The sequence below is a fragment of the Streptomyces sp. NPDC031274 genome (genome assembly GCF_055570235.1).
The window spans coordinates 253,058-278,253 of sequence record NZ_JBVIHP010000005.1 but is presented as its reverse complement, the minus strand read 5'-3'; the positions used below and the strand labels follow the sequence as shown (position 1 = coordinate 278,253).

Sequence of the window (25,196 nt, the reverse complement as noted above, 5' to 3'; positions counted from 1 at the left end):
TTTGTGAACTTGTGAGGAAAGCCACGAACGGGACCAACGATCTCCGCGTGCTGTCAAAGTACCTCTGGCGCCCAAGTCGCCTCTCAAACGTTCTTTGCGGGCTGTTCATCTCATTCAAGACTGTTCCCGATAAAGATCCACGAACCAGTACAGGGAGCAAGTCGGTGGCAGCACTCGCTCGGTGGTGTGTGAAGCGCCGCCTCCTGGCCGTACTGCTCTGGCTCCTCGCCCTCGGCGGCGCCGCGAGTGCCGCCGCCGTCACCGGATCCGCGTACTCGAACGACTACGAGGTGCCGGGCACCGAGTCCGGCCGTGCGACCCAGCTCCTGGACGAGGGCTTCGAAGGCCTCGGCGGCGACAGCAACACCGTCGTCTGGCGGACCGAGGCGGGGACGACGGTGCGCGCGGCCGACGTCGAACAGACGATGACCAGCGCCCTCGACACCATCGAGGGCATGCCCGCGGTGGCCTCCGTCAGCAGTCCGTACACCGAGCGCGGCGCCGCACAGATCAGTGCCGACGCGCGCATCGCGTACGCGACCGTCACCTTCCACGAGCAGGCCGACGCCATCGACAAGGCGGACGCGCAGGCGCTCGTCGACACCGCCAAGGCCGCGGCGTCGGACAGCCTGGACGTCGAGCTGGGCGGCAGCGCCGTCGGCCTCACCGAGTCCAAGAGCGCGCAGACCGCCGAGATCGTCGGGGTCGCCGTCGCCGCCGTCGTGCTCTTCCTCGCCTTCGGCTCGCTCGCCGCGTCCGTACTGCCCATCGCCACGGCCCTCGTGTCGGTCGGCACGGCGTACGCGGGCATCGTGCTGCTCGGCCACTTCATGACCGTCGCGGACTTCGCCCCGATGCTGGGCACTCTGATCGGGCTCGGCGTCGGCATCGACTACGCGCTCTTCATCGTGACCAGACACCGCAAGGGCCTCAAGCAGGGCCTGGCGGTGGCCGTCGCCGCGGAACGCGCCGTCGCCACCACCGGACGCGCGGTCGTCTTCGCGGGCGCCACCGTGTGCATCGCCCTGCTCGGCATGCTCATCCTGCGGCTCAGCTTCCTGAACGGCGTCGCGATCGCGGGCTCACTGACCGTGCTCCTCACGGTCGCCGCGTCGGTGACCCTGCTCCCCGCGCTCCTGTCCTGGATCGGCCCGCGCGCGCTCAGCCGCCGCGAACGGCGCGCCCTCGCCGAGCACGGCCCGGCCCCGGAGATGCCCACCGGGCTCGCCGCCCGCTGGTCCGCCTTCGTCGAGCGCCACCCCAAGCTGCTCGGCGGCGTCGCCGTCGCCGTGATGGCACTGCTCGCCCTGCCCACGCTCTCCCTGCACCTGGGCACGTCCGACCAGGGCAACAATCCGGCGTCGGCCACCACCCGGCAGGCCTACGACCTGCTCGCGGACGGCTTCGGCCCCGGCGTGAACGGCCCGCTCACGCTCGTCACCGACGTCGGGGGAGCGGGCGACCGGCTCGCCCTCACCAACCTCGTCCCCACACTGGAGTCGACCAAGGGCGTCGCCTCCGTCAGCCCCGTCACGTACGACGCGAACGGCACGGCCGCCTACGTCACCGTCGTACCGGACTCGTCCCCCCAGTCGCAGCGGACCAGCGAGCTCGTCGACCGGCTGCGCGACGACGTGCTCCCGAGGGCCGAGGCCGACACCGCGCTCGACCTGCGGGTCGGCGGCGTCACGGCGAGCTACGACGACTTCGCGGAGATCATCGTCGGCAAGCTGCCGCTCTTCGTGGGCGTGATCATCGGCCTCGGCTGCGCCCTGCTGCTTCTCGCCTTCCGGTCCATCGGCATCCCCCTGAAGGCCGCCGCGATGAACGTGGCGGCGGTGGCGTCCGCCTTCGGGGTCGTGGTCGCGATCTTCCAGTGGGGCTGGGGGAGCGAGCTGCTCGGCCTCGGCTCGGCAGGGCCGATCGAACCCTTCCTGCCCGTGATCATGGTGTCCGTCCTCTTCGGACTCTCCATGGACTACCAGGTCTTCCTGGTCAGCCGGATGTACGAGGAGTGGCTGGAGACCGGCGACAACCGGCGGGCCGTGCGGGTCGGCCTCGCCGAGACGAGCCGCGTGATCAACTCCGCGGCCGTGATCATGATTTCGGTCTTCCTCGCCTTCGTCCTGAGCGGCGACCGGGTCATCGCGATGTTCGGCATCGGTCTCGCTGCGGCCGTCGCACTCGACGCGTTCGTCCTGCGTACGTTGCTGGTGCCGGCCCTGATGCACATGCTGGGCGGCGCCAACTGGTGGCTGCCGCGCGGCCTCGACCGCCTGCTGCCGCGCATCAGCATCGAGCCGCCGGAAAGTCGTTCGAGCAAAACCGTCCCTGGTGCGAGGATCCCCGTGACACCGGACGGGACGAAGGAGCGGGATGTTCGCGATATCGCTGGGCGAGGGCGCTGAGCTGCGGCCCATCGAGCCGTGGCAGGCACAGGAGTTCCTCGCGCACATCGAGCGGGCGCGCGACTACACGGGACCGTGGGTGCCCCTGACCACGCTGGTGACCGACCTGAATTCGGCTCGGGAGCGCCTCCAGGTGTACGCCGACAGGAAGGCCGCCGACACGGGGCACCTCTACGGCATCTGGCTGAACGACACACTCGTCGGCGGAATCTTCTTCCGGATCTTCGACACGGCCACGGAGTGCTGCGAGCTCGGAGTCTGGCTCGAGCCTTCCGCCGCCGGGCACGGCCTGATCACCAGGGCGAGCCGGGTCCTCATCGACTGGGCGGTCGATGAGCGCGGCATGCACCGCGTGGAGTGGATGGTCTCCTCGGCGAACGACCGCAGTGTCGCGGTGGCCGAGCGGCTCGGGATGACCAGGGACGGAGTGCTGCGGGAGAGCTTCCCCTGGCAGGGGGTGCGGCACGACATGGAGGTGTGGTCGGTGCTCGCGCCACAGTGGCGTAAGGCGCGTGAGGCGGCGGATGCCGGGGGCTGTGCCGGTGGTGGGGCAGCTCGTTAAGAAACCTCTCAGACTCCGTCCGTACGGTGCGGAGCATGGGAACTAAGACAGAGGACGAGACTGCGGCCGAGGCGGCCGCGAAGCCCGCAAAGCCCGCAGACGCGGAGGCCGCGGACGCCGTGGACGACACCACCACGGACGCCGTGTCGAAGGATGCCGCCAAGGCCGACGAGGTCGACGGCGCCGACGACACCGATGACGACGCCGACGACCTCGTCGTCGTCGAAGAGGTCGCTCCGGCCAAGTCCAGCGGCGTGTTCCAGGGCGCCGCGGCCGTCGTCTCCGCCGCCCTCGGTGTGATCGGCCTCTCCGGTGGCTGGCTCGGCACCGTCGCCGCGGCGCGCTCGAACATCGTCGGGCAGCTCGAGACCAAGCAGTCGGCGAGCGTCGCCGACCAGATCCAGGCGCTGTACGGCGACTCCTGGCAGGTCACGGCGCTGATCGCCGGATCCTTCGCGCTCGTCGCGCTGGTCGTCGGGTTCGTCGTCCTGGTCAGGCCCGCGTTCGGCGCCCCCGACCAGGTACAGGCGCCGTGGATCAAGTCGGTGGCCTGGGCGGGTGTCGTCCTCGGCGTCATCGGCCTGCTCCTTGCCATCGCCAAGTACTCGGACCTGATCTACGGGCTGCCGTCGACGAGTTAATGGCATGTGGTCAATGCCGCGTGGTCAATGGCACGTGGTCAATGGCACGTGAGGTAGCGGGGGTCCTTAGGCGCGGAGGTAAGGCCTAAGGCCCCGGCCCACCCTCCTAAGGCCCCCCACCCCCTCAAGATGCGGCACTCTCCCGATGTGCCGACCCTCCCTGGCAGACGAAAGTAGAGGCATCGCAAGACGGGATCCGCGAACAGCGGATCACGGACCGCGAAGCCGAAACCCACGTCAGTAGCCAGGGAGTTCTCATGTTCGAGTACGAAATGCACCAGCTGCGCGCCGCCGACCTCGCTCGCGAGGCCGACCGCCGCCGCCTCCTGCGCGAGGCCCGTGAGGCCAAGTCGGCCCGCGCCGAGCGCCGTTCGGCCCGCCACGACACCGAGGGGCGGGTGAGCAGGGCCCAGCGGAGGATCAGCTTCAGCCGGGCCGTCTGATGCAGGCGGAGGCGCCCCCCGGAGCGCTGGCTGAAGCGCCCACCGAAGCGCCCACCGGAGCGCCTGCTGAAGCCCTCGAAATATCCGCTGCCGTGAGCATCGCACCCTGTGCGATGCTCACGGCTGTGGAGACCAGATCCGTAAGCCCCGTGTTCGTCGGCCGCGCCGATGAGCTGGGCGTTCTGAACGACGCGCTCGCCCGCGCCAAGGGGACCACTCCCGGCACGGGCGGGCCGCAGGCGTTGCTCCTCGGCGGCGAGGCGGGCGTCGGCAAGACCCGCCTCATCGAGGAGTTCACCGCGGCGGCCCGCGCCGAAGGCGCCGTCGTCGCGCTCGGCGGCTGCGTCGAGATCGGCGCTGACGGCCTTCCCTTCGCCCCCTTCTCCAGCGCCCTGCGCTCCCTGCGCCGCCAGCTCCCCGGCGAGGTGGACGCCGCCGCTGCCGACCAGGAGGGTGAACTCGCCCGGCTCCTGCCCGAACTGGGCGAGGCCCCGCAGCGCCTGCGGGGCACCGACGCCCAGCACGACGAGGAAGGCATGGCCCGCCTCTTCGAGCTGACCGTCCGCCTCCTGGAGCGCCTCGCCGCGGAGCGCACGGTGGTCATCGCCCTGGAGGACCTGCACTGGGCCGACGCCTCCACCCGCCACCTCCTCGCCTACCTCTTCCGCACCCTGCGCAGCGGACATCTCGTCGTCGTCGCCACCTACCGCGCCGACGACATCCACCGCCGCCACCCGCTGCGCCCGCTCCTCGCCGAGCTCGACCGCCTGCGTACGGTGCGGCGCATCGAACTGGCCCGCTTCAGCAAGGGCGAGGTCGCCCGCCAGATGGCCGGGATCCTCAGCGCCGAGCCCGCGCAGTCCCTGGTGGACGACATCTTCGACCGCTCGGACGGCAACGCCTTCTTCGTCGAGGAGCTCGCGGTCGCCTCGCACGGCGGCAGCTGCGCGAGCCTCACGGACTCCCTGCGCGATCTCCTCCTCGTACGCGTCGAGGGGCTGCCCGAGGACACCCAGCGGGTGGCCAGGATCGTCGCCGAGGGCGGCTCGACCGTGGAGTATCCGCTGCTCGCCGCGGTCGCCGGGCTCGCCGAGGACGACCTGATCGAGGCGCTGCGGGCCGCTGTCGGCGCCAACATACTTCTGCCGTCGCCCGACGGCGACGGCTACCGCTTCCGGCACTCCCTGGTGCGCGAGGCCGTCGGCGACGACCTGCTGCCCGGCGAACGCTCCCGGATCAGCCGCCGTTTCGCCACGGCTCTCGAGGCCGACCCCTCACTCGTCGCCGACGACCAGCGTGCCGCCCGCCTCGCCAGCTACTGGTACCACGCGCACGACGCCGCTAAGGCGCTCCCCGCCGTCCTGCGGGCCTCCGTCGAAGCCCGCCGCCGCTATGCGTACTCCGAGCAACTGCGCCTCCTCGAACGGGCGATGGAGCTGTGGGACGGCGCCCCCGAGGACGTGCGCCTTGAACTGCGGCCCCTCGACTACGCCGAGGTCTACCCGCCCTGTGGCTGCGACCCCGAGACCACCCCGCTGCGCTACCTCGACCTCATGGCGGAGGCCGCCGTCGCCGGTCGCCTCTGCGGTGAGCGCGAGCGCGCCCTGAAGATCACCAAGCGTGCGCTGCGGATCCTGGAGGACGAGCAGGACCCTTCCCCAAGCTCTCCACACGGTTCGAGCAGGGGGGACCCTCTGCGCGCCGCCTGGTTCTGGATCCAGCGCTCCCGGCTCACCTCGACGCTCGCCCGCGGTGACGGCTGGGCGGAGATCGCCACCGCGCAGGAACTGGTCCGCGGGCTCCCGCCGTCCGAGGTGCACGCCGAGGTCCTCACCAACGTCGCCTCCTGGGGCATGCTCCACAACCCCGGGGCGGAGACCCTGGCGGCGGCCCAACGTGCCGTCGAGTACGCCCGGATGGTCAAGGCCGAGGAGATCGAGCTCAACGCCCGGCTCATCCTCGGCGGCCTCCTGGTCGACGCGGGCGACGTCGAGCACGGCCTTGCGGAGATGTACGCGGTCAGGGACCGGTGCGTGGCGCCCCCCGGCCTCGTCTCCCGGATCCCGCACATCCATGTCAACCTGCCGTCCGTGCTCGAAGGCGCGGGCCGCTCTCTCGAATCCCTGGAGGTCAGCGACCAGGGGCTCGCGCTCTGCCGGAAGTACGGACTCACGGACACCGAGAGCTGGGTCCAGAACAACAAGGCGGAGACCCTGATCTCGCTGGGACGTTGGGACGAGGCGGTCGACGCCAGCGAGGCGGCCCGCCGCGGCGCGCTCGGTGTCAAACCACGGGCCGGGGCGGCCCTGCACCTCGCTGTCGTCTCCCTCGGCCGCGGCGACGTGCCCGAAGCCGCCGCCCAACTGACCTTGGCCCGCGACCAGTACGGGCTGCACGGCCTCATGCCGCAGTACTCCCTGCCCATGGTCACCGCCGCCATCGGTATCGCGGCCGCCGACCCCGACCGCGCGGCCGGTGTCGCCGCGGCGCGCACCGAGCTCGAACAGGCCCTGGCCACGGGCTTCGCGCCCGGCACCCAGCGCTACACCTGGCCCCTGCTGCTCGCCGCCGCCACCTCGGAGGCCGATACGCGCGGCCTGCCCGCCGCCGAACCCGGCCGGACCGAGGCCATCGGGAGCATTCGCCGAGCCGCCAAGAAACTGCCCTCACCCATGCCGGTCTGGGGCGCCCACGAGAAGTGGGTACGCGCCGAGCTGCTGCGCGCCGAGGACCGCGACACCCCCGCCGACTGGTCCGCCGCGGTCGCCGCGTTCGAACCCCTCGACCGCCCCTACGACCTCGCCCGCACCCGCCTGCGCCTCGCCGAGTCCCTCCTCGCCACCTCTGCGGGCGCGGGCGCCGAAGCCGATCGTGAGCGCGCCGCCGGTCTGCTGCGCCGAGCCCGCGAGGCCGCCGAGCGCCTGGGGGCCCGGCCCCTCGCCGATTCCGTCTCGGGGCTCGCCCAGCGCGCCCGCCTCACGCTGAACGGGCACGACGGCGACCGTGCCACCGCGCGGGCCCACCTCGCCCCGGTCGACCCCGCCGAGGCGCTCGGCCTCACCAGCAGGGAGCGGGACGTGCTGCGCCGTGTCGCCGCGGGCCGCAGCAACCGCCAGATCGCCGAGGAGCTCTTCATCTCTCCCAAGACGGCGAGCGTCCACGTCTCCAACATCCTCGCCAAGCTGGGGGTGGCGGGGCGGGGCGAGGCGGCGGCCCTGGCCCACCGCCTGCGCCTTTTCCCCGCGGAGAGCCCAGCGACCGCACGGACCCCAGAGAGCGCGCAGAGCGCGCAGAGCGCACAGCCCACCGGCTGACCTGCGCCTTCCCGGCCCCGATGGGTTCCGCGGGCGCTCGCTTACGCTGGTAAGGAGGAACTCGGCCGCCAGGAGGCGCAGTGTTCAACCTGATCGAGCTTTTTCAGCCCGGCCGCAAACACACGGACGACGAGCAGAAGCGGCTTGAGCTGAGCCGGGTCGACGTGGCCGACGGCGACCCCGGCCGCGGCCCGATAGACCTCACGTCCGGCAAGGTGGTGGTGAGGGTGCCGCAGCAGGCGAAGACGGAACCCGAGCCGACTGACGCGGGCCCCGGGCCCGAAACGGACTCCGGGCCCTCGTCCGAGAAGTAGCCGTCCGCGCTGCGTCACGCCACTTCACGTCACTTCACGGTCACCTCAAGGATCTTGTCGTCCCCCTTCTCAGGGGTGCCCCGGGAGTCCGTCTCGTTCGTGACCAGCCACAGCTTGTCTCCGCCCGCCGCGACGACCGTGCGCAGGCGGCCGTACTCGCCCTTCAGGAAGGACTGGGGCTCCACGCTGCCGCCCACGCCCCGGACCGGAATGCGCCACAGGCGCTCGCCGCGCAGGCCCGCCATCCAGACCGAGCCCTCGGCGTAGGCGATGCCGCTGGGGGAGGCCTCCGAGGTCTTCCACTGGGCCACCGGATCGTGGAAGCCCTCCTCGTCGCCCTTGCCCTCGACCTCCGGCCAGCCGTAGTTGTCGCCGGCCTTGATCTCGTTCAGTTCGTCCCAGGTGTCCTGGCCGAATTCCGCCGCCCAGAGCTGCTTGTCCTCGTCCCAGGCCAGGCCCTGCACATTGCGGTGGCCGTACGAATAGACGGGGGAGTCGTCGAAGGGGTTGCCCGGGGCGGGGTCGCCGTCCGGGGTCAGGCGCAGGATCTTGCCGCCTAGCGACTTCTTGTCCTGGGCCAGACCCGTGTCGCCCGTCTCGCCCGTGCCCGCGTACAGCATCTTGTCCGGGCCGAAGGCGATCCGGCCGCCGTTGTGGACCCCGCCCTTGGGGATGCCCTTGAAGACCGTGTCGGGTGCGCCGAGCTGCTGTCCTGAGGGCTTCTTCTCGTCGTACAGCATGCGGGCGATGCGGTTGTCCGACTCGGTGGTGAAGTACGCGTAGACCATGTGGTCCGATGCGTACGAGGGGGAGAGCGCCAGGCCCATCAGGCCGCCCTCACCGGCGGGGGAGGCGCCGGGGACCGAGCCGAGGACCGTCTTCTTGCCCGTCTCTCCGTCGACGCGGGTGATGGTCCCCTCGTCGCGTGAGGACACCAGCAGGTCCCCGCCGGGGAGCGGCGCCAGACCCCAGGGCGACTTCAGGTTCTCGGTGAGGGTCTTGGTGACCTTCGCCGACCCCTTTTCCGGCGGGGCTTCACCGGCGGGCGCCTTGCCCGTGGAGGTCGCGTCCGTCGCGGGGCTCGACTCCGCGCTCTTGCCGTTGTCCGGCGTGCCCCCGCCCCCGGACGAGCAACCGGCCGTGAGCACAAGGGCGGCGGCCAATGCGGCCGTGACAGCAGGTCGTTGCACGATCAGGTTCCCTTCGACGCAGCGCTTCTACAGTTCATACACCGCTCGGTCCCCAGAGGTTCCCGACCCCGCTTCACCGACACGTGGACATCAGTCCCACGAGCCCATCGCCGAGGGCAGCGCCGCGATCTCCGCGAGGTCCGTCCCGGTGAGCCGCACCGACGCCGCCCCCGCGTTCTGCACCGCCCAGCGCTCCCGCTTGGCCCCGGGGATCGGCACCACGTCGCCGCCCTGCGCGAGCACCCACGCCAGCGCCACCTGCGCCGGGGTTGCCCCGTGCCGCTCGGCCACCCGGCGTAGGCCCACCACAAGGGGCTGGTTGGCCGCCATCATCTCGGCGGTGAAACGGGGATGCCGGGCCCGTACGTCATCCGGCTCGAAGCCCTGCCCGGGCGTCAGCGTCCCCGTGAGGAACCCGTTCCCCAGCGGCATCGCCGCCAGAAAGCCGACCCCTCGCGCCGCGCACCACGGAAGGAGCGTCACAAGCGCCTCTCGCGACCACACCGAGAGCTCGGCCTCCACCGCGCTGACCGGGAAGACCTGCTGGACCCGCTCAAGCTGCCGGATCGTTCCCTCGTGCAGCCCCCTGCCCTCGCGCCGCGAGGCACGCGCCCCCACCGCGCAGAGACCCAGGGCCCGCACCTTCCCCGCGGCGACCAGTTCGGCCATCGCGCCCCAGGTCTCCTCGACGGGCACCTCGGGATCGGCGCGGTGCAGCTGATAGAGGTCGATCGTCTCGGTCTGCAGCCGTCGCAGCGATGCGTCGCAGGCCCGCTTCACATAGCCGGGGCGGCCGTTGGCGACGATGTGCTGCTCGCCCACCAGGAGCCCGCACTTGGTGGACACGAACGCCTCGCCGCGCCGCTCCTTGAGCGCCCGCCCCACCAGGAGCTCATTGGTGAACGGCCCGTACATGTCCGCCGTGTCGAGGAGGGTCGAGCCCTGGTCGAGGGCGGCGTGCACGGTGCGCAGCGACTCCTCGCCCCGCTGCCGCGATCCGGTGTACGCCCAGTTCATCGGCATGCAGCCGAGCCCGACCGCACCCACCTCGAGCGCTGCCGCGCCGATCGTCCTGCGGTCCACCTGGCCGTGCCCCCCACTTCATGTCCGAGCAGCCCCCAACGTAACCGCTGCCTCCCCTCACGCGGCGTGCGGCCTGTGCGCATTAGCCTCCTGACCATGACGACAGACGTATGGCTCCCCTTTGCCGCTGACGAGATCGAAGGCCTGCCCGGAGCAGCCGATGCCGGGATCAACTACCGCTTCTGGGACGGCGGCCCGGACTTCCCGGCGGACCCCGCCGACTGCGCGTTCTACGTGGTGCCCTATCTGAAGGGTGCGGAGACCTCCGTACGGCCACTGCCCGGGATGACATCGGTGCGCGCCGTACAGACGCTCACCGCGGGCATCGACCACGTGCAGTCCGGGCTCAAGTTCCTCGCGCCCGGCGTCCAGTTGTGCAACGCCAAGGGAGTGCACGAGGCCAGCACCGCCGAGCTCGCGCTCGCCCTGACCCTCGCCTCCCTGCGCGGCATCCCCCGATTCGTGGAAGGGCAGCGGCGGGAGGAGTGGCGGTCCGGGTTCTATCCGGCGCTCGCCGACAAGTCCGTCCTGATCGTGGGCTACGGATCGATCGGTTCCGCCATCGAGGACCGGCTCGCCCCCTTCGAGTGCGCGCGGGTGGCGCGCGTCGCGCGCTCCGCCCGTGCCACGGAGCGCGGCCCCGTGCACCCGCTCGCCGAACTGCCGGCGCTGCTGCCCGAAGCCGATGTGGTCATCCTCTCCACGCCCCTCACCGACACCTCCCGTGGCCTGGTCAACGCCGACTTCCTGGCCCGCATGAAGGACGGCGCCCTGCTGGTGAACGTCGCGCGCGGCCCCGTCGTCGAGACCAAGGCGCTCCTGGCCGAACTGGAGAGCGGCCGGATCACCGCCGCCCTGGACGTCACCGATCCGGAACCGCTGCCCGCAGGTCATCCCCTGTGGCAGGCTCCTGGAGTGCTCATCAGCCCGCACGTGGGCGGATCGACCTCCGCCTTCCTGCCGCGTGCGAAGCGCCTGCTCGCCGCCCAACTGACCCGTCACGTCGCCGGGGAACCCCTCGCGAACGTGGTCCTGACGACCCAATAGCGCACGAAGCCGCAGTCGCCCAGGGAGCGTTCGAGCACGCTCCGCACCCGCGTGCGTGCGCCGTGTGTTTACGACACCGCTTGCCGTTACGGAGCGTACAGAACCTATGTCCCTGAGTGACGAGACTGGTGTATCGTCCCGACAGGGGCTGCGCCGTGGACCGTTCGGCGCCGGGGACGAGGCAAGGCATCAGACGCGAGGGGGGCGACGGGCGATGTATGGCCAATGGGCGAACGAACCGACGCGGCGGAGCTGCCGACGGCGACTCTCACACGCACCGGCTCGCAGTCGGCTGAGCGACGGTTGCGCACGCGAGATCCCGGAGTCGATAGATCACGGGAAGCGGAGGGATACAAAGGCGGTACGGACCAGGGCGGCCCGGTGAGCACCCGCCCGACACCCGCCACCGCCCTGGACGGCGGCGGAGGTCTGACGGCATCGATGCCGCCCGGTTCCCCGCTGGCCCGGCGCCCCGCCTCCGGCGGCGCGAGCCTGGTCTCGCAGATCGCGCTCTTCGTGGTCTGCGGCGGGTATGCCGCCGGGGCGGCGCTCGGCTGGGGATCGCCCCGAGCCGCCCTGATCATGGGCGACTTCGGCCTGAGCATCGCGGCGGCGACCGCCGCGGTCTCCTGCTTCCGCTACTCGCGCACCCGTCGAAGCCGCTTTCGACCCGCATGGCTGCTGTTCGCGCTCTCCTCCGCGATGGCGGCCCTGGGCAACGGCGTATGGGGCTGGTACGAGGTCGTGCTCGAGCAGCCGGTGCCCAGTCCCGGCCTCGCCGACCTGTTCTTCCTCTGCTTCGCGCCGCCCGCCATCATCGGCCTGCTCGTGCTTGCCAAGCGCCCGGTGACGAGAGCCGGTTGGGTCTGTCTGGCCCTCGACGCCTGGCTCATCGGCGGCTCGCTGCTCACGCTCTCCTGGAGCCTGGCCCTCGCGCACACGGCACAGTTCGTGGGCCAGAGCGTCGCGCACGCCGCGCTCTCGCTCGCCTACCCGCTGCTCGACATCGCGTTGGTCAGCATGGTCCTCGCGCTGCACTTCAGACGGGCCTCCGCCAACCGCACGGCGGTGAACACCGCGATCGGCGCCCTCGCGCTGACCGTCATGTGCGACGCGATGTTCACCTCGCCCCTGCTGCACGCCAGTTACCGCTCGGGGCAGATGCTGGACGCGGGCTGGTTCGCGGGATCACTGCTCCTGGCGTACGCGCCCTGGGCGGTGCCCTGGCCCAAGCACGCGGATGACGCGCAGCACGCGCGCGTGGAGAGCGACGCCCCCAAGGGAGTGCGGCCCGCCGCCACCCGGCCGATCGCCGGATCCCTTGCCGCGCTCACGCCGTATCTCGCCGCTGCCGTCTGCACGTTGGGGATTCTCTACAACGTGCTCAGCGGCCGCAGCGTCGACGAAGTCGTGCTCTTCACCGCGGGCACGGTCGTGCTCGCCCTGGTGGTGCGCCAGGGCATCATGCTCCTGGACAACATCACCCTCACCCAGGAACTGGCCCAGAAGGAGAACCACTTCCGCTCCCTGGTCCAGGGTTCGAGCGACGTGATCATGATCGCCGCCCCGAACGGCATACTCCGCTACGTCAGCCCGGCCGCCTCCGGGGTCTACGGCCGCGAGGCCGAGGACCTCATGGGCTCCGAACTGGCCTCGCTCATGCACCCCGAGGACCTCGGCAGAGTGGTCCACGAAGTCCGCAGATTCCTCACCGCGAACCCCGTGGAAGAGCCCACGACCCGCATCGAGTGCCGCTTCAAGTCCGGTGACGGCGACTGGCTGAACGTGGAGTCCACGGTCAACCGCCACCAGGGCGGCCTCATCTTCAACAGCCGCGACGTCACCGAACGGGTCCGCCTCCAGGCGCAGCTGCAGCACAACGCCGAGCACGACCCGCTCACCGACCTGCCCAACCGCGCCCTGTTCACGCGCCGGGTCGGCCAGGCGCTCACCGGCCGCAGAGTCACCGACCGGGGCACGGCCGTGCTCTTCATCGACCTCGACGGCTTCAAGGCGGTCAACGACACCATCGGCCATCAAGCGGGGGACGAACTCCTGATCCAGGCGGCCCGCCGCCTTCAGGACGCCGTCAGGTCCGGGGACTGCGCGGCCCGGCTCGGCGGCGACGAGTTCGCCGCGCTGATCGTGGGCGACGGCACCCGCGACCAGGCCGCACGCGAGCAGCACATCTACGAACTCGCGGACCGTCTCAGAATCGCCCTCTCCCAGCCCTACGCGATCGGCGGCAACGACGTGCGTGTGGCGGCGTCCATCGGCGTGGCCTTCGCCGAACCAGGCCTCGGGGCGGGCGAGTTGCTGCGCAACGCCGACCTCGCGATGTACCGCGCCAAGGCCGCGGGCAAGGGCCGCGTCGAGCTGTACGCCCCCCAGATGCAGGCCGACGTCGTGCGCAAGGCGGAGCTGGCGACACGGCTGCGCACCGCCCTGCACGATGGCCAGTTCGCGCTGCTCCACCAGCCGGTGGTCTCCCTGGACGACGGGCGCATCACCTCCGTCGCCGCCCAGGCGCGCTGGCGCTCGGCACAGGGCATCCTCTTCACGCCCGCCGAGTTCCTGCGCGTGGCCGACACATCGGACTCCCAGGAGAGCGTCCGCACCGCGGAGCTGGGCCGCTGGATGCTGGAGGAAGCCGTCCAGCAGGCCGCCGAACGGGGACGCACGGGGCACGCGACGCCCGTCGCCGTCCGCATCAGCGCGCGGCGCCTCCTGGACCGCTCCATGCCGCTGAGCTCCATCGAGGCCCTCCTCACCCGGTACGGGCTGCCCTCAGGGGCGCTCATCATCGAGCTGGCCGACAGTGAACCCCGCGTCCCCCTCGACGATCTGGAGCGCCGTCTGACCTCCCTGCGCAGGCTCGGTGTGCGCATCGCCCTGGACGGGTTCGGCAGTGGCTATGCCGCCATCACCGCACTGCGGCGGCTCCCCGTCGACGTACTGAAACTGGACCGCAGTCTCGTCGAGGGCGTCGTCGAGTCCGCGCGGCTTCACAAGATCACCGCCGGTCTGCTGCGCATCGCCGGCGATCTGGGCCTGCGCTCCGTGGCCGACGGCGTCGACCTCCCGGAGCAGGTCGTCGCCCTGCGCGCGATGGGCTGTACGCACGGGCAGGGCATGGCGTTCTCCGGGCCGCTCGACGAGTACCGACTGCGCCGCGCGCTCTCGCTCGGGCAGTACCCGGTTCCTTACGGCCCTGCGGAGCCCGTCCTGGCGGGCGCCCCCCAGGTCGGATTCGGAGGAGGTGTCGAATCCTTCATCCGCTCACATAATGAGACCCCCGTCCCACCTACTTGACAGGCGCTGTGCGCTGGAGAGAGGGTCAATGCCATGCGCACCCGAATTCTCGTACTTGGAAAGCGCGTCGGCTGAAGCTGGGAATCACCGGTCCGAATACCGGAATCCCGCGACCGCTCCGACGCGCTCCCCTCGCTTGCCACCTGGCACGAGGGGTTTTTTGTTGCACCGGCACTGCCAAAACCCTGCAAACACCCCGCAAAAACCCTCAGCTTCGAGAAGAGAATGCCGATGACCGAGCAGGCCACCGGGGCCCACCATCCGCAGCCGCGGCCCCGATCCTCAGGACAGCAGTCCGCACCCGTCGAGCACGTCACGGGCGCGCAGTCCCTCATTCGTTCTCTCGAGGAAGTCGGGGCCGACACGGTATTCGGCATTCCCGGCGGTGCCATTCTTCCGGCGTACGACCCGATGATGGATTCCACCCGCGTCCGTCACGTCCTGGTCCGTCACGAGCAGGGCGCGGGACACGCGGCCACCGGTTACGCGCAGGCCACCGGCAAGGTCGGGGTGTGCATGGCGACGAGCGGCCCTGGTGCCACCAACCTCGTCACGCCGATCGCCGACGCCCACATGGACTCCGTGCCCATGGTCGCGATCACCGGCCAGGTGGCCTCCAAGGCCATCGGCACGGACGCCTTCCAGGAGGCGGACATCGTCGGCATCACGATGCCGATCACCAAGCACAACTTCCTCGTCACCAAGGCCGAGGACATCCCGGCGACGATCGCGGAGGCGTTCCACATCGCCTCCACGGGCCGTCCGGGGCCGGTCCTCGTCGACATCGCCAAGGACGCCCTCCAGGCGCAGACCACCTTCCAGTGGCCGCCCACCCAGGACCTGCCCGGCTACCGCCCGGTGACCAAGCCGCACGCCAAGCAGATCCGCGAGGCCGCCAAGCTGATCACCGCCGCCAGGCGACCCGTCCTCTACGTCGGCGGCGGCGTCCTGAAGGCCCAGGCCACCGCCGAGCTGAAGGTCCTCGCGGAACTCACCGGAGCGCCCGTCACCACCACACTGATGGCGCTCGGCGCATTCCCCGACAGCCACGAGCTGCACGTGGGAATGCCGGGCATGCACGGAGCGGTCACCGCCGTCACCGCGCTGCAGAAGGCCGACCTGATCGTCGCCCTCGGAGCCCGCTTCGACGACCGCGTCACCGGCAAGCTGGACAGCTTCGCGCCCTTCGCGAAGATCGTCCACGCCGACATCGACCCGGCCGAGATCGGCAAGAACCGCGCCGCCGACGTGCCGATCGTCGGAGACGCCCGCGAGGTCATCGCCGACCTGATCCAGGCGGTCCAGGCCGAGCACACCGCGGGCCAGAAGGGTGACTACACCGCTTGGTGGAAGGACCTCAACCGCTGGCGCGACACCTACCCGCTGGGCTACGACCAGCCCGAGGACGGTTCGCTCTCCCCGCAGCAGGTCATCGAGCGGGTCGGCCAGCTCGCCCCGGACGACACGATCTTCGCCGCGGGCGTCGGCCAGCACCAGATGTGGGCCGCCCACTTCATCGAGTACGAGAAGCCCGCCACCTGGCTCAACTCCGGCGGCGCGGGAACGATGGGGTACGCGGTCCCGGCCGCGATGGGCGCCAAGGCCGGTCAGCCCGACCGCACCGTCTGGGCGATCGACGGCGACGGCTGCTTCCAGATGACCAATCAGGAACTGACCACCTGCGCCCTGAACAACATCCCGATCAAGGTCGCCATCATCAACAACGGCGCCCTCGGCATGGTCCGCCAGTGGCAGACGCTCTTCTACAACCAGCGATACTCCAACACCGTGCTGCACAGCGGTCCCGAGGACATCGGCCCCAACAAGGGCACCCGCGTCCCGGACTTCGTGAAGCTGTCGGAGGCCATGGGCTGCGTGGCGCTGCGCTGCGAGCGGCCCGAGGACCTCGACAAGGTCATCGCCGAGGCCAACGCCATCAACGACCGCCCCGTCGTGGTCGACTTCATCGTCCACGAGGACGCCCAGGTCTGGCCGATGGTCGCCGCGGGCACCTCGAACGACGAAGTCATGGCCGCCCGCGGGGTCCGCCCCGACTTCGGCGACAACGAAGACGACTAGGCGAGAGCGAAAGAGAGACCACGAGTCATGTCCACCAAGCACACGCTCTCCGTCCTGGTCGAGAACAAGCCCGGTGTCCTCGCCCGGATCACCGCCCTGTTCTCACGCCGCGGCTTCAACATCGACTCCCTGGCCGTGGGCGTCACCGAGCACCCCGACATCTCACGCATCACCATCGTCGTGAACGTCGAGGACCTGCCGCTCGAACAGGTCACCAAGCAGCTCAACAAGCTCGTCAATGTCCTGAAGATCGTCGAACTGGAGCCGGCCGGCGCCGTGGCCCGCGAGCTGGTCCTCGCCAAGGTCCGCGCCGACAACGAGACGCGCTCGCAGATCGTCGAGATCGTCCAGTTGTTCCGCGCCAAGACCGTGGACGTCTCGCCCGAGGCGGTCACCATCGAGGCCACGGGCTCCAGCGACAAGCTGGAGGCCATGCTCAAGATGCTGGAACCCTTCGGCATCAAGGAGCTCGTCCAGTCCGGCACCATCGCGATCGGCCGCGGCTCCCGCTCCATCACGGACCGCAGCCTGCGGGCGCTCGACCGCTCGGCCTGAAACAGCCGAACGAGCCGCCGGGCCCGCCCGTATGGCGAGACCTGAAAACTTTCTTCCCCCCACCCGCCGTACGGTGGGTCGCAACACCAGCACACATAGGAGATTCCCAGTGGCCGAGCTGTTCTACGACGACGACGCCGACCTGTCCATCATCCAGGGCCGCAAGGTCGCGGTCATCGGATACGGCAGCCAGGGCCACGCCCACGCGCTGTCGCTCCGTGACTCGGGTGTCGACGTCCGCGTCGGTCTGCACGAGGGCTCCAAGTCCAAGGCCAAGGCCGAGGAGCAGGGCCTGCGCGTGGTGACGCCCGCCGAGGCCTCCGCCGAGGCCGACGTCATCATGATCCTGGTCCCGGACCCGATCCAGGCGCAGGTCTACGAGGAGTCCATCAAGGACAACCTCAAGGACGGCGACGCGCTGTTCTTCGGCCACGGCCTGAACATCCGCTTCGGCTTCATCAAGGCCCCCGAGGGCGTCGACGTCTGCATGGTCGCCCCCAAGGGCCCGGGCCACCTGGTCCGCCGCCAGTACGAGGAGGGCCGCGGCGTTCCGTGCATCGCGGCCGTCGAGCAGGACGCGACCGGCAAGGGCTTCGCGCTCGCCCTCTCGTACGCCAAGGGCATCGGCGGCACGCGTGCGGGCGTCATCAAGACGACCTTCACCGAGGAGACCGAGACCGACCTGTTCGGCGAGCAGGCCGTGCTCTGCGGTGGTACCGCGGCGCTGGTCAAGGCGGGCTTCGAGACGCTGACCGAGGCCGGCTACCAGCCGGAGATCGCGTACTTCGAGTGCCTCCACGAGCTGAAGCTCATCGTGGACCTCATGTACGAGGGCGGCCTGGAGAAGATGCGCTGGTCGATCTCCGAGACCGCCGAGTGGGGCGACTACGTCACGGGCCCGCGCATCATCACGGACGCCACCAAGGCCGAGATGAAGAAGGTCCTGACCGAGATCCAGGACGGCACCTTCGCCAAGCAGTGGATGGACGAGTACCACGGCGGTCTGAAGAAGTACAACGAGTACAAGACCCAGGACGAGAACCACCTCCTGGAGACCACCGGCAAGGAGCTGCGCAAGCTCATGTCGTGGGTGAACGACGAGGCGTAAGCCTTGAGGCGAAGGGGCCGGGACCGCAGTCCCGGCCCCTTTGTCCACCTGGTCCAGCCACGGAAGGGTGATCCTTCCACCGAGGCGTAAGACACTCGTCAGTACGCCACTAGACTGCTTTCAACATTCGCGTCAGGCCCACAGCGTCGTGCGTCTTCCACGCGGCTTAAGCGTCACCGAATAGGGGCAGGCACGCCCCCGAGCCGCCCGGCACGCACTCTCGCCGCACCGGACGACACGGGAACGCACCGACCCCTTCCCGGTGCCGCTCCCCTCCACCGCATGCGGCCGTCGGGACGGCCGTCCGCATTGGACTTGTGAGGACTCACGTGAGCACTGCTGCCACCGCCAAACCGGTCGTACTCATCGCTGAAGAGCTGTCGCCCGCGACTGTCGACGCCTTGGGCCCGGACTTCGAGATCCGTCAGTGCAACGGCGCGGACCGCGCCGAGCTGCTGCCCGCCATCGCCGACGTCGACGCGATCCTGGTCCGCTCCGCGACCAAGGTCGACGCCGAGGCCATCGCGGCCGCCAAGAAGCTGAAGGTCGTCGCCCGCGCGGGCGTGGGCCTGGACAACGTGGACGTGTCCGCCGCCACCAAGGCCGGCGTCATGGTGGTGAACGCACCCACCTCGAACATCGTCACCGCGGCCGAGCTCGCCTGTGGCCTGCTCATCGCCACCGCCCGCAACATCCCCCAGGGCAGCCAGGCCCTGAAGGCCGGCGAGTGGAAGCGCTCCAAGTACACGGGCGTCGAGCTCGCCGAGAAGACCCTCGGTGTCGTGGGCCTCGGCCGCATCGGTGCGCTCGTCGCCCAGCGCATGAGCGCCTTCGGCATGAAGGTCGTCGCCTACGACCCGTACGTACAGCCCGCGCGCGCCGCGCAGATGGGCGTCAAGGTCCTCACGCTCGACGAGCTGCTCGAGGTCTCGGACTTCATCACCGTGCACCTGCCCAAGACCCCGGAGACGGTCGGTCTGATCGGCGACGACGCCCTGCACAAGGTCAAGCCCGCCGTCCGCATCGTGAACGCCGCGCGCGGCGGGATCGTCGACGAGGAGGCGCTGTACTCCGCGTTGAAGGAAGGCCGCGTCGCGGGCGCCGGTCTGGACGTGTACGCGAAGGAGCCCTGCACGGACTCCCCGCTCTTCCAGTTCGACCAGGTCGTCTGCACCCCGCACCTCGGCGCCTCGACGGACGAGGCGCAGGAGAAGGCCGGTATCGCCGTCGCCAAGTCGGTGCGCCTTGCCCTCGCGGGCGAGCTCGTCCCGGACGCCGTGAACGTCCAGGGCGGCGTCATCGCCGAGGACGTGCGTCCCGGTCTGCCGCTCGCCGAGAAGCTCGGCCGGATCTTCACCGCGCTCGCGGGAGAGGTCGCCGCGCGGCTCGACGTCGAGGTGTACGGCGAGATCACCCAGCACGATGTGAAGGTGCTCGAACTCTCCGCGCTGAAGGGCGTGTTCGAGGACGTCGTCGACGAGACCGTGTCCTACGTGAACGCGCCACTCTTCGCCCAGGAGCGTGGCGTCGAGGTCCGCCTCACCACGAGCTCGGAGTCCCCGGACCACCGCAACGTGGTCACGGTGCGCGGCACGCTGACCGGCGGCGAGGAGATCTCGGTCTCCGGCACGCTGGCCGGACCCAAGCACCTGCAGAAGATCGTCGCCATCGGTGAGTACGACGTGGACCTGGCGCTCGCCGAGCACATGGTCGTCCTTCGCTACGCGGACCGTCCCGGTGTCGTCGGCACCGTCGGCCGTGTCCTCGGTGAGGGCGGCATCAACATCGGCGGTATGCAGGTCGCCCGCGCCGACGTCGGCGGCGAGGCGCTCGCCGTTCTCACCGTGGACGACTCGGTGCCGCAGTCGGTGCTCAACGAGCTGGCCGCGGAGATCGGCGCGGAGTCCGCGCGTGCGGTGGACCTGACGGACTAGTCGCCCCGCGTCTCGGCTGCCGGTCAACGCCGGCTCCGCCGAGTTCGTCCGCAAACGCCGGACGGGCTGGAGAGATCCAGCCCGTCCGGCGTTTGTCGTGCGGTGCCAAGCGCTGTCAAGCGAGTACCTTCGCGGGCTCCGGCTCCGTGGGGGCCTCCACCGGCGTGATCCGGCGCAGCGTCACCGCCACCGCCGCCGCGACCAGCAGCACCGCCGCCCCCGTGAGGGCCGCGACGTGCATGCCGCTGGTGAAGGCGTCGCGGGCCGCGTCCGTCAGCGCTGAGGCCGCCTTGTCCGGCAGGTGCCGGGCCACCGCGAGGGCGCCGCCGAGCGTCTCGTGGGCCTCGGCCGGGGCCGAGTCCGGGATCTCGTTCCGGTAGACCGCGTTGCCGATGGAGCCGAGCAGTGCCATGCCGAGGGCGCCGCCGAACTCCTGGCCGGTCTCCAGGAGCGAGGACGCGGAGCCCGCCTTCTCCGCGGGGGCCGAGCCGAGTGCCAGGTCGGTGAGTTGCGAGCCGATGACCACGGCGCCGCAGGCGAGGAGCCCGGCGCCGGCGAGCACCGTCCACATCGAGTCCGTGCCGGTCAGGGCCAGCAGGCCGTACCCGCTCGCCGAGACGGCGAAGCCGGACGAGACGACGTAGGCGCGGTTCATCCCCCGCTGCACCAGGGCCGTGGCGACCGGTGCGGCGAAACCGATGAGGACGGAGGGGAGCAGCGCCCACAGGGCGGCTTCCATGGCGCTCTTGCCGAGGACGGACTGCAGGTACTGCGTGGTGAAGTACGCCGAACCCATCATCGCGAGCGAGCAGATGAGGTTCAGGAGGACGGCGGGGGCGAACCCGCGGCCACGGAAGAGGGCCGGGGAGATCAGCGGGGACCGGGTGGTGCGCTGGCGGTGGACGAAGAGGGCGGCGAAGACGAGTCCGACGGTGAGCGAGGCGACGTACACGGGTTCGAGGCCCTCAGCGGCGATCTCCTTGAGCCCGTAGACGACGGGCAGCACGGCGGCCATGGACAGCGGCACGCTCAGCAGGTCGAAACGGCCCGGCTCCGGGTCCTTGGACTCCGGGATGAGGACCGGGGCGAGGATCAGGAGCAGCACCATCGCGGGCAGGTTGACCAGGAAGACCGAGCCCCACCAGAAGTGCTCGACGAGAACGCCGCTCATCACCGAGCCGAGCGCGATACCGGCGACCATCACGCCGGACCAGATGCCGATGGCCTTCGCGCGCTGCCCGGCGTCGCGGAACATCGTGCGGACGAGGGCCATCGTGGACGGCATCAGGGTCGCGCCGCCGATGCCGAGGACCGCGCGGGCCGCGATGAGGAGCTCGGCGCTGCCCGCGTAGGCGGCGGTCAGGGAGGCCGCGCCGAAAGCGAGGGCGCCGATCATGAGCAGCTTGCGGCGGCCGATGCGGTCGCCGAGCGAGCCCATCGTCATCAGCAGCCCTGCGAGCACGAACGCGTAGATGTCGAAGATCCACAGTTGCTGGGTGCCGCTCGGCTCCAGGTCGGCGCTGATCGCGGGGACCGCGAAGTAGAGGACCGAGACGTCCATCGAGACCAGGAGCAGCGGCAGCATCAGGACGGCGAGCGCGGTCCACTCCTTGCGGCCCGCGCGCTCGGGGACCGCCGAATTCGCCTGTTGGTGCGTCGAGTTCGTCATGACGGAGACTGTACGAGCGTATTAAACACTTGTCTAGTACGAGCGTATAAGACGATGGTCTGGGACGCGCGTATGGATCGGGAGTACGCTGGCCCGCATGGGACACCGTGAGGATCTGCTCGAAGGCGCCAAGCACTGCCTGTTGGAGAAGGGGTTCGTGCGTACGACGGCGCGCGACATCGTGAAGGAGTCCGGGACCAACCTGGCGTCCATCGGCTACCACTACGGCTCGAAGGACGCCCTGCTCGTAGCGGCGTACGTGGCGCTCATCGAGCCCATGGGCGAGGGCTTCGAGGGCGCGGTCGGCGTGGCGGGCGCCCCGGACAGCGGCGGCCTGGAGAGATTCCGGGATACCTGGGCGAACGTCATCCGCTCGATCCCCGAGTCACGGGCGATCTGGATGCTGAGCCTGGAGGTCGTCACGCAGGGGGAGCGGCTCGCGGGCGTCCGCGATCTGCTCGCCAAGGCACAGGTGGAGGGGCGGCGCGGACTCGCCGCGATGTTCACCGGGATCGCGGAGGACGACCTGACCGATGACGTCGTGGAGACCGAGGGGCGCTTCTATACGACGCTGCTCAACGGCCTGATGGTGCAGTGGCTGTTCGACGAGGAGTCGGCGACCGGCGCCGAGCAGCTCGCCGAGGGCATGAAGCGGGTGATGGCGCGGATCTCCGGCGGGTGAAACGGGAGTGGTGCGGACCGGCTCGCGCCGACCGCACCACCATGGTCATGCCGTTACGTCAGGTGCTTGGTCACCAGTCCATGCAGGCCCTGGGGACATAGCCCTTCACGTTCGTGCTGTTCGTGACGCCGTAGAGCCACTCGGTGCTCGTCTTGCCGCAGAGCGTGTACTTCTCGCCCTTGATCGACTTTCCGTCGTTGCAGATGAAGCCCTTCTGCCCCTTGTTCCACAGGCCGAGGGCCGTGCCCTTCACCTTCGGCGTCGAGCGAATCTTCACGCTCTCCTTGGCCGGCACGTTCGTGAGGCCGTTGCCACAGTTGGGGGCCGCTGCGGCGGCGAGCGGCGCGGAGGGCGTCTGGGCCACGGCGACGCCGCCGGTGAGGGCGGTGCCGACGAGGGCGGCAGTGACGACGGCGGGTGCCAGCAACTTGAGTTTCATCGGGTGTTCGGTCTCCCCTGTGAGTGCGTGTGTGATCAACGTGAGTGATCAAGGGGAGAGGTTACCGGGCCATGAGCACGTCAAGGTCCGCCTGTAGCCGTGCTTTTACAGTCGTGACGACTTCAGGACCATGTGTAGCAGCAGCCGGTCCTCGCCGTCGTCGAGGTCGAGGCCCGTGAGCTGCTCCACGCGCGAGAGGCGGTAGTAGAGCGTCTGGCGGTGGATGCCCAACTCCGCCGCCGTGCGGCCCGCTTGGCCCGCGCAGTCGAGGAACACCTCCGCGGTGCGGGCGAGTTCGCGATGGGCGGGGGAGAGGAGTGCGCGGGCCACCGGGTCCTGGGCGGCCTCGGCGGGCAGGGAGGTGAGCAGGCGGTAGGGGCCCACGTCCGACCATTGGGCCACGGGGGCGAAGCGCGGTTCGGCGCGGGCCGCGCGGGCCGCCGTGGACGCCTCCCACCAGGCGGCGCCGAGCTCATCCAGGCCGTGCCGGGCGCTCGCGATCCCCGCCGCCGCGGACGCGGTCGACTCCAGGAGCCGCGTGGCCGCCGACACCGCGGGCGTGAGCACGTCCGCCGAGCGCACCCGGACGAGCACCGCGAGACTCTGGCCCGCCGTGCCCCAGGGCACCGTGCACAGGGCGGTCGCCCCCTGCACCGTACGGACCGAAGGGGCTGACTCCGGGTCCGCGGAAGGCCAGGGGGCGACACAGACCACCGCGTGCAGGCCCTCGCCGCGCGAGCCGAGCGCCGTGCGCAGATCGGCCACGGCCATGTCCCGCTGCCAGCCCCGCTCGGCGGTCAGGACCGCGCGGAACTCCCGGGTCAGGTCGGCCCCTGCCTGCGCCTCGTCGGCGAGCAGCGCGCCGATGCGGGCGGCGACCTCCATGGCGGCGGTCAGCTGGGCGTCCGTGGGACCCGGGTCGTCGTCGAGCAGCCATACGTACCCCAGGGCGAACCCCCGATGCCGTACGGGAAGGCAGATCCGGCCGCGGTGGACGCCCGCCTCCGGAGTGGGCGGAATGCGGATCGGGGCCGTCGCCCGGGTGATGCCGAAGCTCTCGAACCAGGTGCGGACCCCGGCCGTCGAGCGGCGCGTGAGGATCGAGCGCGTGCGCACCGGGTCGAGTGCCGTCGCGTCGAAATCGGTGTCGCCGCCGCTGTCGTGCGCGCCGAACGCGATCAGCTCGAAATCGCGGTTCTCCAGTGTCGCGGGAGCACCGAGCAGGGCTGAGATCTCGTCGACCAGTTCCTGGTAATCACCTTTCACACTGTCCATTCTGGCGTAGTTCCGCCCCACCTTCAGACAGATGTCTGAGATCCAGGGCACGGATGCGTGACAGCTGTCGATGGCCCCGGATCGGAGGGATCCTTAAGTTTCACGGTGGTTCTCCGTGCCGTACCGGCTTGTTACGCATATCCAGGTACGGCCCCCTATCTACTCTCCGTGGAGGTGCCCGTGCTGGGTCCCGTGATCCTCGCCGCGTCGCGCAGCGACCAGATGCGCCGTTTCGTATCGGCGGCCCCGGGCACCAAGCAGGTCGTGAGCCGCTTCATCGCCGGTGAGAGCGTGGACCAGGTCGTGCCGATCATCACGGACGCCGCCGACAAGGGCCTCGAGGTCACCCTCGACGTCGTCGGCGAGGACATCACCACGCCCGAGCAGGCCGCCGCCGCGCGCGACGCCTACCTGGAGCTCGTCGAGCGCCTCAAGGACCTGGGTCTTGGCACCAAGGCCGAGATGTCCGTGAAGCTGTCCATGTTCGGTCAGGCCCTTGAGGGCGGCCACGAGCTGGCCCTCGCCAACGTCCGCCCGGTCGTCATCGCCGCCGCCGCGATCGGCACCACGGTCACCCTGGACGCCGAGGACCACACCACCCTCGACTCGATGTTCGCCATCCACGAGGAGCTGCGGAAGGACTTCCCGCAGACCGGCTGCGTCATCCAGTCCTACCTCTTCCGCACCGAGGACGACGCCCGCCGCCTGGCCGCCGCGGGCAGCCGCGTACGCATCGTGAAGGGCGCCTACAAGGAGCCCGCCGAGGTCGCGTACCAGGACAAGGCGGAGATCGACAAGGCGTACGTGCGCATCATGCGCATCCTGATGGAGGGTTCCGGGTACCCGATGATCGGGTCCCACGACCCGCGCCTGATCTCCATCGCACAGGAGCTCGGACGGCGCGCCGGGCGCAAACTGGACGAGTACGAGTTCCAGATGCTGTACGGCATTCGCAGCGACGAGCACCTGCGGCTCGCGGCCGAGGGCCACCGGATGCGCGTGTACACCGCCTACGGCACCGACTGGTACGGATACTTCATGCGCCGCCTCGCGGAGAAGCCGGCCAACCTGCTCTTCTTCGCCCGCTCCATCCTCACCAAGGGCTGAGCTCCCTTTCCCCCGACCCCCCTCCAAGGAGATA

The 25,196-nt window shown here is 70.3% G+C and carries 19 protein-coding genes; 14 read left to right on the top strand and 5 right to left on the bottom strand.

The features are described 5' to 3' along the window. The first annotated feature begins 164 nt into the window (after positions 1 to 164). The 6 genes from ACZ5CR_RS11375 to ACZ5CR_RS11350 all read left to right on the top strand — a co-directional run bounded on the left by ACZ5CR_RS11375 (position 165) and on the right by ACZ5CR_RS11350 (position 7,682). Complete coding sequence (locus tag ACZ5CR_RS11375; RefSeq protein ID WP_468856030.1) at positions 165 to 2,408, top strand: MMPL family transporter; 2,244 nt, start codon at positions 165 to 167, stop codon at positions 2,406 to 2,408. After that, positions 2,377 to 2,970, top strand: coding sequence for a GNAT family N-acetyltransferase (locus ACZ5CR_RS11370; RefSeq protein WP_468856027.1), 594 nt, complete (start codon positions 2,377 to 2,379; stop codon positions 2,968 to 2,970). Before ACZ5CR_RS11375 ends, ACZ5CR_RS11370 begins: the two co-directional genes overlap by 32 nt. A 35-nt stretch (positions 2,971 to 3,005) precedes the next feature. Then, positions 3,006 to 3,611 (top strand): hypothetical protein, encoded by a 606-nt coding sequence (locus ACZ5CR_RS11365; protein ID WP_468856025.1) that lies wholly within the window; start codon positions 3,006 to 3,008, stop codon positions 3,609 to 3,611. 257 nt (positions 3,612 to 3,868) lie between these two features. Further along, complete coding sequence (locus ACZ5CR_RS11360) at positions 3,869 to 4,054, top strand: hypothetical protein (protein ID WP_468856023.1); 186 nt, start codon at positions 3,869 to 3,871, stop codon at positions 4,052 to 4,054. Between the two features lie 113 nt (positions 4,055 to 4,167). Beyond that, positions 4,168 to 7,368, top strand: coding sequence for a helix-turn-helix transcriptional regulator (locus ACZ5CR_RS11355; RefSeq protein ID WP_468856208.1), 3,201 nt, complete (start codon positions 4,168 to 4,170; stop codon positions 7,366 to 7,368). An 80-nt stretch (positions 7,369 to 7,448) separates the two neighbouring features. Next, on the top strand, positions 7,449 to 7,682 hold the full coding sequence (locus tag ACZ5CR_RS11350; RefSeq protein ID WP_468856021.1) for a DUF6191 domain-containing protein: 234 nt from the start codon (positions 7,449 to 7,451) through the stop codon (positions 7,680 to 7,682). A gap of 29 nt (positions 7,683 to 7,711) precedes the next feature. Here the strand turns inward: ACZ5CR_RS11350 and ACZ5CR_RS11345 are convergent, their stop codons facing one another. Both ACZ5CR_RS11345 and ACZ5CR_RS11340 read right to left on the bottom strand, forming a co-directional pair. Further along, entirely contained in the window at positions 7,712 to 8,878 is a 1,167-nt protein-coding gene (locus ACZ5CR_RS11345) for a PQQ-dependent sugar dehydrogenase (protein WP_468856207.1), read from the bottom strand. 84 nt (positions 8,879 to 8,962) lie between these two features. Further along, positions 8,963 to 9,955, bottom strand: coding sequence for an aldo/keto reductase (locus ACZ5CR_RS11340; RefSeq protein WP_468856018.1), 993 nt, complete (start codon positions 9,953 to 9,955; stop codon positions 8,963 to 8,965). Positions 9,956 to 10,051: 96 nt separating this feature from the next. Here ACZ5CR_RS11340 and ACZ5CR_RS11335 point away from each other — a divergent pair, with 96 nt between their 5' ends. The 6 genes from ACZ5CR_RS11335 to serA all read left to right on the top strand — a co-directional run bounded on the left by ACZ5CR_RS11335 (position 10,052) and on the right by serA (position 19,990). After that, positions 10,052 to 11,002 (top strand): 2-hydroxyacid dehydrogenase, encoded by a 951-nt coding sequence (locus ACZ5CR_RS11335; RefSeq protein WP_468856017.1) that lies wholly within the window; start codon positions 10,052 to 10,054, stop codon positions 11,000 to 11,002. Positions 11,003 to 11,443: 441 nt separating this feature from the next. Further along, positions 11,444 to 14,314, top strand: coding sequence for a putative bifunctional diguanylate cyclase/phosphodiesterase (locus tag ACZ5CR_RS11330; RefSeq protein WP_468856204.1), 2,871 nt, complete (start codon positions 11,444 to 11,446; stop codon positions 14,312 to 14,314). Positions 14,315 to 14,545: 231 nt separating this feature from the next. Then, positions 14,546 to 16,393, top strand: coding sequence for an acetolactate synthase large subunit (locus ACZ5CR_RS11325; RefSeq protein WP_468856016.1), 1,848 nt, complete (start codon positions 14,546 to 14,548; stop codon positions 16,391 to 16,393). A 27-nt stretch (positions 16,394 to 16,420) separates the two neighbouring features. After that, the gene (ilvN, locus tag ACZ5CR_RS11320; protein WP_160507374.1) at positions 16,421 to 16,948 is read left to right on the top strand and encodes an acetolactate synthase small subunit; all 528 of its coding nucleotides are present in this window, start codon (positions 16,421 to 16,423) and stop codon (positions 16,946 to 16,948) included. Between the two features lie 109 nt (positions 16,949 to 17,057). After that, complete coding sequence (gene ilvC, locus ACZ5CR_RS11315; protein WP_468856013.1) at positions 17,058 to 18,056, top strand: ketol-acid reductoisomerase; 999 nt, start codon at positions 17,058 to 17,060, stop codon at positions 18,054 to 18,056. A gap of 329 nt (positions 18,057 to 18,385) precedes the next feature. Beyond that, positions 18,386 to 19,990, top strand: a complete 1,605-nt coding sequence (serA, locus tag ACZ5CR_RS11310; protein ID WP_468856011.1) for a phosphoglycerate dehydrogenase — start codon at positions 18,386 to 18,388, stop codon at positions 19,988 to 19,990. A 115-nt stretch (positions 19,991 to 20,105) separates the two neighbouring features. Here the strand turns inward: serA and ACZ5CR_RS11305 are convergent, their stop codons facing one another. Beyond that, complete coding sequence (locus ACZ5CR_RS11305; RefSeq protein ID WP_468856008.1) at positions 20,106 to 21,659, bottom strand: MFS transporter; 1,554 nt, start codon at positions 21,657 to 21,659, stop codon at positions 20,106 to 20,108. 97 nt (positions 21,660 to 21,756) lie between these two features. Between ACZ5CR_RS11305 and ACZ5CR_RS11300 the strand changes: the two genes are divergently transcribed. Beyond that, positions 21,757 to 22,341, top strand: a complete 585-nt coding sequence (locus tag ACZ5CR_RS11300; RefSeq protein ID WP_468856006.1) for a TetR/AcrR family transcriptional regulator — start codon at positions 21,757 to 21,759, stop codon at positions 22,339 to 22,341. Positions 22,342 to 22,411: 70 nt separating this feature from the next. Here the strand turns inward: ACZ5CR_RS11300 and ACZ5CR_RS11295 are convergent, their stop codons facing one another. Both ACZ5CR_RS11295 and ACZ5CR_RS11290 read right to left on the bottom strand, forming a co-directional pair. Next, entirely contained in the window at positions 22,412 to 22,780 is a 369-nt protein-coding gene (locus ACZ5CR_RS11295; protein ID WP_468856004.1) for a hypothetical protein, read from the bottom strand. 105 nt (positions 22,781 to 22,885) lie between these two features. Then, on the bottom strand, positions 22,886 to 24,055 hold the full coding sequence (locus tag ACZ5CR_RS11290) for a PucR family transcriptional regulator (protein WP_468856002.1): 1,170 nt from the start codon (positions 24,053 to 24,055) through the stop codon (positions 22,886 to 22,888). A 180-nt stretch (positions 24,056 to 24,235) separates the two neighbouring features. On the opposite strand from ACZ5CR_RS11290, the gene ACZ5CR_RS11285 reads away from it, so the two are divergent. Beyond that, positions 24,236 to 25,162, top strand: coding sequence for a proline dehydrogenase family protein (locus ACZ5CR_RS11285; RefSeq protein ID WP_389909158.1), 927 nt, complete (start codon positions 24,236 to 24,238; stop codon positions 25,160 to 25,162). Positions 25,163 to 25,196 lie beyond the last annotated feature (34 nt).

Bases quoted from the DNA above. Each gene is read 5' to 3' on its own strand.
- ACZ5CR_RS11370 (WP_468856027.1), top strand. From the start codon at position 2,377: ATGTTCGCGATATCGCTGGGCGAGGGCGCTGAGCTGCGGCCCATCGAG.
- ACZ5CR_RS11365 (WP_468856025.1), top strand. From the start codon at position 3,006: ATGGGAACTAAGACAGAGGACGAGACTGCGGCCGAGGCGGCCGCGAAG.
- ACZ5CR_RS11360 (WP_468856023.1), top strand. From the start codon at position 3,869: ATGTTCGAGTACGAAATGCACCAGCTGCGCGCCGCCGACCTCGCTCGC.
- ACZ5CR_RS11355 (WP_468856208.1), top strand. From the start codon at position 4,168: ATGCTCACGGCTGTGGAGACCAGATCCGTAAGCCCCGTGTTCGTCGGC.
- ACZ5CR_RS11335 (WP_468856017.1), top strand. From the start codon at position 10,052: ATGACGACAGACGTATGGCTCCCCTTTGCCGCTGACGAGATCGAAGGC.
- ACZ5CR_RS11330 (WP_468856204.1), top strand. From the start codon at position 11,444: ATGCCGCCCGGTTCCCCGCTGGCCCGGCGCCCCGCCTCCGGCGGCGCG.
- ACZ5CR_RS11325 (WP_468856016.1), top strand. From the start codon at position 14,546: ATGACCGAGCAGGCCACCGGGGCCCACCATCCGCAGCCGCGGCCCCGA.
- ilvN (WP_160507374.1), top strand. From the start codon at position 16,421: ATGTCCACCAAGCACACGCTCTCCGTCCTGGTCGAGAACAAGCCCGGT.
- ACZ5CR_RS11305 (WP_468856008.1), bottom strand. From the start codon at position 21,659: ATGACGAACTCGACGCACCAACAGGCGAATTCGGCGGTCCCCGAGCGC.
- ACZ5CR_RS11300 (WP_468856006.1), top strand. From the start codon at position 21,757: ATGGGACACCGTGAGGATCTGCTCGAAGGCGCCAAGCACTGCCTGTTG.
- ACZ5CR_RS11295 (WP_468856004.1), bottom strand. From the start codon at position 22,780: ATGAAACTCAAGTTGCTGGCACCCGCCGTCGTCACTGCCGCCCTCGTC.
- ACZ5CR_RS11290 (WP_468856002.1), bottom strand. From the start codon at position 24,055: ATGGACAGTGTGAAAGGTGATTACCAGGAACTGGTCGACGAGATCTCA.